The organism is Vibrio sp. R11-SG3-ISO3-SZ (assembly GCF_059834345.1).
Genome location: NZ_JCBDGX010000076.1, coordinates 1 through 5,634, shown reverse-complemented (window position 1 = coordinate 5,634; position 5,634 = coordinate 1). Strand labels below are relative to the sequence as shown.

Below are 5,634 nucleotides of genomic sequence, written 5' to 3'. Positions count from 1 at the left end.
GTAAGCGTAAATAAGGTCTAGCTGAACCTGCTCTGAGTAAGCGCCGAATGGATAACGTGAATCTAGAGCTTCAAGTTGCTCAATAGCGGTGAGCCAGTTCCCGCTTTGCAAAGAAAGTTGCGCTTCAGAATACAGTTCTGATGGTGGCACATCAGGAACGATCTCCTCGCTGCTCGAGCAGCCAACCAATATGGATAATGCCAATAAGCCAGATAATGTATGCTGTTTCATGTCAGGATTCGATTCCTTGAATTAAATATTTAGTACGCCGCCGTTACTTTCTAAGCGGTAACGGATACAATGGCGCTTATTTTTTCATAGTAGAGACTATTAGTCTCACAGTTTTTAAAAAAGTTCGATATGGCTCAGCAGATTGAATTAACCAATACAGTAAAAGATAGCCAGCTAGGTCAACGCCTCGATCAGGCGATTGCCGAATTGTTTACCGATTTTTCGCGCTCACGTCTAAAAGAGTGGTTACTCGAAGGCAAAGTGAGTGTGGACGGCCAAGTGGTCACCAAGCCGCGCACCAAAGTGATGGGCGGTGAAGAGATCACCTTACAAGCGGAACTCGAAGACGAAGAACGTTGGGAAGCGCAAGATATTCCTCTGGATATCGTTTATGAAGATGACGACATTATCGTGATCAACAAACCGCGTGACTTTGTGGTTCACCCAGGTGCCGGTACGCCAGATGGCACTGTGCTCAACGCGTTACTGCATCATTACCCAGCGATTGCGGAAGTGCCTCGTGCCGGGATCGTTCACCGCTTGGACAAAGACACCACGGGCCTTATGGTGGTGGCGAAAACGGTCCCAGCGCAAACGCGCCTGGTTCGTGCTCTGCAAAAGCGCAACATTACTCGTGAGTATGAAGCGATCGCTATTGGTCGTATGACCGCGGGCGGTAAGGTTGAGCAGCCGATTGGTCGACACTCAACCAAACGCACACTGATGGCGGTGAGCCCAATGGGTAAACCTGCGGTGACGCATTACCGCGTGGCCGAGCATTTCCGCGAACACACGCGTATTCGCTTGCGTTTGGAGACCGGACGTACACACCAAATTCGTGTGCATATGTCGTACTTGCAGCACCCGCTATTGGGTGACACCGCTTATGGTGGCCGCGCTCGCATTCCTTCTGGCGCAACCCAAGAGCTGGCGGAGAAAATCCGCGGTTTTGATCGTCAAGCTTTGCATGCGGTCATGTTGCGTTTTGCGCATCCGATCACTGGCGAGGAGCTCGAGTTTCATGCGCCTGTGCCTGATGACATGGTTGAGATGACCCTAGCGCTTCGCCTGGATGCTCAAACTCACGGTCTGGAAGAAGAGATCTAAATGTCCATGATCATCCCCAACTGGCCCGCGCCAGCGAACGTAAAAGCGTTTGCCTCAACTCGAGAGGGGGGCGTCTCTATGCCTCCTTATCAAGGGTTGAATGTGGGGATGCATGTCGGAGACGATCCTGAGTTGGTGGCGCAAAACCGCCAATGGTTGATGGCGCATTCAGGCATGCCCTCGGCGCCGGTTTGGCTCAACCAGACCCACTCTACCCATGTTGTGACGCTCGACTCGGCGACCGATACGGTTTTGGATGCCGATGGGGCGTTGACTCGACAAATCGGCATCGTATGCAGTGCGATGACCGCCGATTGTTTGCCGGTGCTGCTGACCAATCGTGAGGGTGCAGAGGTTGCTGCGGTGCATGCCGGGTGGCGAGGTTTACTTGATGGGATTGTCGAGAATGCGGTGCGCTTGATGAGTGGCGAATTGATGGCCTGGATTGGTCCTGCGATCAGCGTTGAGGCGTTTGAAGTAGGTCAAGAGGTCCGTGATCAATTTGTCGCTCATGATTCACAAGCCCAAACGGCGTTTTTACCTGGTCGACAACCTGGCAAGTACATGGCGGATATGAATCGCCTTGTTGAACAGCGCCTTCAATCGGTCGGCGTGACGGCCATCTATCAAAGCGGGCTGTGTACCTATCGTGATGCTGACCGTTTTTACTCCTACCGACGCGATGGCGTGACAGGTCGACAAGCCAGTTTTATTTGGCTTGAATCATAATCCCATCTGTTTATTAGGGAAACTCCTCCCTGCTACCTTGAAATTGCCCTTGCGCGTATCCATCTTTCTTTATGATGAAATTCGTTCACCTCATTTGAGTTAGGAAGGTAGGTATGCGTCTTGACAGATTTACGAGCAAATTCCAAATCGCGATATCTGACGCCCAATCGTTGGCGCTCGGCCGCGACCATCAATACATAGAACCCGTTCACCTAATGGTAGCGCTGATGGATCAGGACGGTAGCCCGATTCGTCCTTTGCTCACCATGCTCAACGTGGACGTGATGCATCTACGCTCAAAATTGAGTGAAATTCTTGACCGCTTGCCCAAAGTCAGTGGCATTGGCGGTGATGTGCAATTGTCGAGCGCAATGGGCACGCTGTTTAACTTGTGTGACAAAGTGGCGCAAAAGCGCAAAGATGCGTACATCTCATCAGAAATTTTCTTGCTGGCGGCGATCGAAGACCGCGGCCCACTTGGCAGTTTGCTTAAAGAGCAAGGCCTTACTCAAGATAAAATCGCTGCAGCGATAGATAAGATTCGCGGTGGACAAACCGTCAATGACCCCAATGCTGAAGAGTTGCGCCAAGCGTTAGAGAAATTCACGATTGATCTCACCGAGCGTGCCGAGCAAGGCAAGCTTGACCCGGTCATCGGCCGTGATGATGAGATACGTCGCACCATTCAAGTCTTGCAGCGCCGCACAAAAAACAACCCGGTGATCATTGGTGAACCTGGAGTGGGTAAAACCGCCATCGTCGAAGGGTTGGCACAACGTATCATCAATAACGAAGTGCCAGAGGGATTGCGCGGGCGCCGAGTACTCTCCTTGGATATGGGCGCACTGGTTGCAGGGGCCAAATACCGTGGTGAGTTCGAAGAGCGTTTGAAATCCGTCCTCAATGAATTGTCTAAAGAGGAGGGAAACATCATCCTCTTTATTGATGAGATTCATACCATGGTGGGCGCAGGTAAAGGCGAAGGTTCAATGGATGCCGGTAACATGCTTAAACCCGCGTTGGCTCGGGGCGAGTTGCACTGTGTCGGGGCAACCACCTTAGATGAGTACCGCCAATACATCGAAAAAGATCCTGCGCTTGAACGACGCTTTCAAAAAGTGCTGGTGGATGAGCCGTCAGTGGAAGATACCGTGGCTATCTTACGCGGTCTCAAAGAGCGCTATGAGTTGCATCACCATGTGGAAATTACTGACCCTGCTATTGTGGCGGCGGCGAGTCTCTCGCATCGATACGTATCGGATCGCCAATTGCCTGACAAAGCGATCGACTTAATTGATGAAGCCGCATCCAGTATTCGCATGCAGATTGACTCCAAACCCGAGTCGCTCGATAAGTTGGAGCGTAAAATCATTCAACTTAAAATTGAGCAACAAGCGCTGACCAACGAACATGATGAAGCCAGTGAGAAGCGATTGCAGATCCTTAATGAAGAGTTGAATGAAAAAGAGCGGGAGTTTGCTGAGCTGGAAGAGGTGTGGAACGCAGAAAAAGCGGCCTTATCGGGTACTCAACACATTAAAGGGGAACTCGAGCAAGCGAGAATGGATATGGAATTTGCACGTCGTGCGGGTGATTTAAACCGCATGTCTGAGTTGCAATATGGCCGAATCCCAGAGTTAGAGAAGCAGCTTGATTTGGCAACCCAAGCCGAAATGCAGGAGATGACTCTGCTACGCAATAAGGTCACCGACAATGAAATTGCCGAAGTGCTGTCAAAACAGACGGGCATTCCTGTGTCGAAGATGCTTGAAGCAGAGAAAGAAAAACTGCTGCGAATGGAAGACGTCTTGCATAAGCGTGTGATTGGCCAGACTGAAGCTGTTGAAGTGGTATCGAATGCGATTCGCCGCAGTCGCGCGGGCTTATCCGATCCGAACAAACCGATTGGTTCGTTTCTATTCTTAGGGCCAACCGGTGTTGGTAAAACCGAGCTGTGCAAAACCCTAGCGAACTTTATGTTCGATAGTGAAGACGCCATGGTTCGTATCGATATGTCCGAGTTCATGGAGAAACACTCTGTGGCTCGTCTTGTTGGTGCGCCTCCTGGTTATGTGGGCTATGAAGAAGGCGGCTACCTAACAGAAGCGGTGCGTCGTAAACCTTATTCGGTCATCTTATTGGATGAAGTGGAGAAGGCTCACCCTGATGTGTTTAACATCCTGCTTCAAGTATTAGACGATGGACGATTGACGGATGGACAAGGTCGCACGGTCGATTTTCGTAACACCGTTGTCATCATGACATCTAACCTTGGCTCTGCTCGCATCCAAGAAAGTTTTGGTCAGGTCGATTATGAAGGCATGAAGCAGCAAGTGATGGAGGTGGTCAGCAAACATTTCCGCCCAGAGTTTTTAAACCGTGTGGACGAAAGTGTGGTGTTCCACCCATTAGGTGCAGATCATATCAAGTCAATTGCTTCAATTCAGTTAGCGAGACTGTCTGCTCGCATGGAAGAAAAAGGCTTTATGCTTGAGGTGTCTGACAAAGCGCTCGATCTCATTGCTCAAGTTGGGTTTGACCCTGTCTATGGTGCAAGACCATTAAAACGGGCGATACAACAGAGCGTTGAAAACCCGCTAGCGAAATCTATCCTCGCGGGTGAGGTGATACCAGATAAACCCGTGAAGCTGGTGGTGAGTCACGATCAAATTATTGCTCACCAATAACTTTCCTCTAACAGAAGGGCCGAAACGGCCCTTTTTGCTGCTATTTAAATCGCATCGGTCAAAGCTTGAGCGAACGACGCAAATATTACGACTTTTTGCTAAATGCCTCTTGCCTCGATGCGATTCCTGCCTATAATGCGCCTCCGTTGGCACGGAAAAGCATACGATGCAATCGAGCCAATAGGTCGAAGAAACGCGATGAAAATTAGTTTCTGAAATTAAGCGAAAAGTGTTTGACACTAAAAGTTAAATCGCTAAAATGGCCGTCCGTTTCGAGTGAGCCTTACGGCAAGTGAGAAACACCTAGCTCTTTAACAATATAAACCTATCAATCTGTGTGGGCACTCGTTGATGATAATCCACTTTTGGTTTTCACTTTTTTATAAAAAGTAAAATCAAAAACTGATTCTTCGGAATCATTGGCTATCAATGAACTGAGTGACCATTCGAATTGGGAAGCAGCCTTGAGCTGTTTTGTTTTACTTTTTCAAAAGTGAAAGCCAATAAGAGCACAGTCAATTCAAGTTTTCTAGGAACTAGCTTCTAGTCACTAGGAACTTATCAGTATTCATTGAGCCGAACAAAACCTTAAATTGAAGAGTTTGATCATGGCTCAGATTGAACGCTGGCGGCAGGCCTAACACATGCAAGTCGAGCGGAAACGACTTAACTGAACCTTCGGGGAACGTTAAGGGCGTCGAGCGGCGGACGGGTGAGTAATGCCTGGGAAATTGCCCTGATGTGGGGGATAACCATTGGAAACGATGGCTAATACCGCATAATGCTTTCGAGCCAAAGAGGGGGACCTTCGGGCCTCTCGCGTCAGGATATGCCCAGGTGGGATTAGCTAGTTGGTGAGGTAAGGGCTCACCAAGGCGAC

At 49.6% G+C, this 5,634-nt stretch carries 4 protein-coding genes and 1 rRNA gene; 4 read left to right on the top strand and 1 reads right to left on the bottom strand.

From position 1 onward, the window contains the following. Positions 1–231: tetratricopeptide repeat protein (locus tag AC6R1O_RS09630; protein ID WP_500656929.1), on the bottom strand; the 231-nt coding region annotated here is incomplete at its 3' end. A 129-nt stretch (positions 232–360) separates the two neighbouring features. On the opposite strand from AC6R1O_RS09630, the gene rluD reads away from it, so the two are divergent. The 4 genes from rluD to AC6R1O_RS09610 form a co-directional block, all read left to right on the top strand. Continuing rightward, positions 361–1,338, top strand: a complete 978-nt coding sequence (gene rluD / locus AC6R1O_RS09625; RefSeq protein ID WP_500632422.1) for a 23S rRNA pseudouridine(1911/1915/1917) synthase RluD — start codon at positions 361–363, stop codon at positions 1,336–1,338. Positions 1,339–1,344: 6 nt separating this feature from the next. Further along, positions 1,345–2,067: a peptidoglycan editing factor PgeF gene (pgeF, locus tag AC6R1O_RS09620; protein ID WP_500632424.1), complete on the top strand. Its 723-nt coding sequence runs from the start codon at positions 1,345–1,347 to the stop codon at positions 2,065–2,067. A gap of 113 nt (positions 2,068–2,180) precedes the next feature. Beyond that, positions 2,181–4,754 carry an ATP-dependent chaperone ClpB gene (clpB, locus tag AC6R1O_RS09615; protein ID WP_500632421.1) on the top strand — a complete coding sequence of 858 codons (2,574 nt, stop codon included), beginning with the start codon at positions 2,181–2,183 and terminating at the stop codon, positions 4,752–4,754. A 590-nt stretch (positions 4,755–5,344) separates the two neighbouring features. Then, positions 5,345–5,634, top strand: a 16S ribosomal RNA gene (locus tag AC6R1O_RS09610); the annotation flags it as partial.

Bases quoted from the DNA above. Each gene is read 5' to 3' on its own strand.
- pgeF (WP_500632424.1), top strand. From the start codon at position 1,345: ATGATCATCCCCAACTGGCCCGCGCCAGCGAACGTAAAAGCGTTTGCC.
- clpB (WP_500632421.1), top strand. From the start codon at position 2,181: ATGCGTCTTGACAGATTTACGAGCAAATTCCAAATCGCGATATCTGAC.
- rluD (WP_500632422.1), top strand. From the start codon at position 361: ATGGCTCAGCAGATTGAATTAACCAATACAGTAAAAGATAGCCAGCTA.